The organism is Moorena sp. SIO3I6 (assembly GCF_010672095.1).
The window spans coordinates 1-2,361 of the sequence record NZ_JAAHHU010000728.1; the positions used below are offsets into that span (position 1 = coordinate 1).

Sequence of the window (2,361 nt, forward strand, 5' to 3'; positions counted from 1 at the left end):
ACCCTTCAATTTGAACTAATTACCACCATTAAGTTTGGCCTGGAAGCCCAATTTAAAGATGACCCCAATGTGTTTATCGCCGGGGATTTGTTGTGGTATCCAGTACAAGGACAACCAAAAATCAACCAAGCCCCCGATGTCATGGTAGTTATCGGTAGACCAAAAGGGCATCGGGTGCATCCCGATTTTGCAGTGAGCATAAATACTCAAGTTCGGTTTTGAGCAATCAGAGCTAAGCTTTGAGAAGTTGACCTATAATCAGGTGAGTTCTGCGAATGGATGCTGACAAACATGCCCAAATCAAAGCCCACGCTCAAGCAATTGCCGCTTTGCTCTATGAAGAAACAGACCCCCAACAGGTTCAAACCCTCGCAGGCATAGAAGAAGCAGTTCGTGATCACATTCTCGAGTATGTCAGCCCAGAAATGGGAAATTTTTTATCCAAACCAGCAGCGGTACCTGCGCTGGACGCAAACGCAGTATCGACAGCATCCTCGGCAGATTGAGTGTCAGTGAGAAACAAGCTCAGAAACTTGATGTCAAACCCTACACAAGATGGAGTCCGTACCTTGAGAAGTGTTGTCTTCTGTTGAGCGCCAACGGGTCTTACGAGCGCGCCGCTTTTGACATCAAGGTGTTGACGGGTATGGCGGTTTCCCACAGCACTCAGCAACGTCTAGTTCATCGTCAAAACTTTGAATTGCCCCAAATAGAGCAACCAGTTGAAGAGCTGAGCGTAGATGGTGGAAAAGTTCGTTTACGCACCCCCAAAGGTGAGCCTTGTGTGTGGCGTGATTACAAAGGTGTGAATCTCCATGAACGTGTTGTGGGTGCTTTCTTTCACGAGAATGAAAGCTTAGTCAATTGGGTTAATCACCAGCCATTGGCAACCCCACTCACTTGTTTGGGGGATGGTCATGATGGCATTTGGAATATTTTTGCCGAGATTGGCAGGGACTCCCAGAGATGTGAGATTCTAGATTGGTATCACCTGATCGAGAACCTGGGTAAGGTCGGTGGCTCCCAACAGCGGCTGGATGCAGTGGAAGCTTGCTTGTGGAAAGGGGATGTCGATGGTGCGATTAAACAGTTCTTTGATTGGCAACACCAGCGGGTCAGCAACTTTATTGACTACCTCAACAAGCATCGGCATCGGATTGTCAACTATGGCTACTATCAAGCCGAGGGCATTTCCATTGGCTCAGGAGCAATCGAATCAACCGTCAAGCAATTGGGTCGGCGTATCAAGATTTCGGGGGCTCAGTGGGATGAGAGTAACGTCCCACAAGTCTTGAAGCATCGGTGTGCCTACCTCAACGGGCAATTTTCAACTTGAGTCTTACAAAACTGAGATGCACTCAAGGGCATCGGCCTTCTTACAAAACCTGGGTTGAAGATAACCTTAATCCCCAGGTGACCTTTGAAATAGCCTCACACACAAACACTATCAAGGAACTAGAAGAGGATAAACTCAAGTTTTACCAGACCCATGGAGTAGAAGAGTACTATCTTTTTGACCCAAATCGGACAAAACTAAAAGGCTGGTTGCGTTCATCAGAAAAGTTAGAACCCATCCCCCAGATGCTTGGTTGGGTTAGTCCCCGTTTAGGAATTACCTTTGACTTAGTAGACTCGGAATTGGTACTGTCTTCTCCTAATGGTGAGCCTTTTGCTACTTATCTGGAAATTGTTGAACAGAGAGATATGGCTCAACAACAAAGAGATATGGCTCAACAACAAAGAGATATCGCTCAACAACAGGTAGAGTTTGAAAGGTTGGAAAAAGCACAAGCCCAGGAAGCTTTAGAGCAACAAAGGCTGGAAAAAGCACAAGCTCAGGAAGCTTTGGAGCTTGAACGAAGTCGTATGAAAGCCTTACTGGAACAATTACAAGCGAAAGGGATAAATCCAGAGGATTTTGAACTATAATCTAAGTTATCAGCTATAAGTAGTCAGCTATCAGCTTAAAGCTGACTACTTATAGCACTCGAACTAAAGGTTAAGACATATTTCTGCTCCCAGATCCGCTGTTCCCTATTCCCTATTCCCTATTCCCTGCTCCCTTTAAACCAAATGTAAACTAACCCCATCTGTCTGAGAATTAAGCAATAACAACTGAGCCGGTAGAGCCTGTTTAGTCTGACTATTCCAGATAGCTAAACGGGCTTCTAAAGATGACTTCAGCTCCTGAGTCGTTCCAGTTAAATATAGCGCCTCTAAATTAACCGCTTCTACGCCATCAACGGCCTGAATTAATGCTGTTACTTCTGCGGCTGTTACCCCTTGACCAAAGGTACGCTGTTCAAAGGCAAAAGCAGACACTAATAGCGTTTTAACTTCAGATAAAACCAGATCGCTGCA

General features: G+C 45.6%; 3 protein-coding genes and 1 pseudogene. 3 read left to right on the forward strand and 1 reads right to left on the reverse strand.

The window, feature by feature from the left end; genetic code table 11:
• The 3 genes and pseudogenes from F6K49_RS41930 to F6K49_RS41940 all read left to right on the forward strand — a co-directional run.
• Positions 1-174, forward strand: a pseudogene (locus tag F6K49_RS41930) (Uma2 family endonuclease); the annotation flags it as partial.
• A 101-nt stretch (positions 175-275) separates the two neighbouring features.
• Positions 276-1,336, forward strand: a protein-coding gene (locus F6K49_RS41935; RefSeq protein WP_293031417.1) for an ISKra4 family transposase whose coding sequence is annotated in 2 segments (ribosomal slippage) — positions 276-432 and positions 432-1,336 — 1,062 coding nt in all. Because the reading frame shifts where the segments join, the coding sequence is not laid out codon by codon here.
• Positions 1,333-1,929 (forward strand): Uma2 family endonuclease, encoded by a 597-nt coding sequence (locus tag F6K49_RS41940; protein ID WP_293107192.1) that lies wholly within the window; start codon positions 1,333-1,335, stop codon positions 1,927-1,929. The genes F6K49_RS41935 and F6K49_RS41940 overlap by 4 nt, the downstream gene beginning before the upstream one ends.
• Before the next feature lie 135 nt (positions 1,930-2,064).
• Here F6K49_RS41940 and F6K49_RS41945 read toward each other — a convergent pair.
• Positions 2,065-2,361, reverse strand: a 297-nt coding sequence (locus F6K49_RS41945; RefSeq protein WP_293107196.1) for a hypothetical protein, incomplete at its 5' end; no start/stop codon positions are given.